This is a genomic window from Secundilactobacillus collinoides DSM 20515 = JCM 1123, assembly GCF_001435975.1.
Lineage (GTDB): Bacteria > Bacillota > Bacilli > Lactobacillales > Lactobacillaceae > Secundilactobacillus > Secundilactobacillus collinoides.
The window spans coordinates 1-619 of the sequence record NZ_AYYR01000057.1 but is presented as its reverse complement, the minus strand read 5'-3'; the positions used below and the strand labels follow the sequence as shown (position 1 = coordinate 619).

Annotated in this window: 1 protein-coding gene; it reads right to left on the bottom strand. The window is 46.8% G+C overall.

Features of this window, described 5'->3' with window-relative positions; translation table 11 throughout:
* Window positions 1-538 (bottom strand): transposase family protein (locus FC82_RS10505; protein ID WP_162260942.1); only part of this gene is annotated, 538 nt, incomplete at its 3' end.
* Between the last annotated feature and the right edge of the window lie 81 nt (window positions 539-619).

The following is a 619-nucleotide window of genomic DNA, read 5'->3' as shown; positions in this document are numbered from 1 at the left end:
CAGCGTCACAGCAGATGAATGACATATGCTTACCAGTTGACCGGAACTCATCAAAGCAGAGGTTTTCTGGGAGTTTTTTTAGGCGATAAGGCCGGTGCACTTCCGCGTTGATAATGCGTGCCGCGCTGGTATTTGAGATACCAGTTAGGGCCGCGATTGTTGTCCCGGCCAATGATTGTTTAGCCAGTTTGATGGTCTGTTGGGCGACGCCAGGTGTGAGCGTGTGGTTGAACTTTAAGTTACTGGAACGGGCCCCACACGTGTGGCCACAGGTATGGCATAAATAGCGCTGCTTATGAACCAGTAGCCGAATCGGGTCACCATTGATCGACGGCAGCTTGGCATGGGCGAGGCGGTACCCGTTTCTAATGAGTGCTTTACTGTGACAGTGCGGACAATGTGTCAGTGGATAGGATAAAGTTGCTTCAATGACCTGAGAGGTGACACCCCGCTTTCTTTCAGAGTAGATATCTAAGACATGTAGATTAGTATCTGTTAATTTGACCAGTTTTAGGATAGAATCATTATTTAGGGACACTATGTTTTCCTCACTTTCGATTATGTTGTGGTGATTTAATCGTACCATGTGAGGACATAGCGTCCTTTTATGATGGAATAA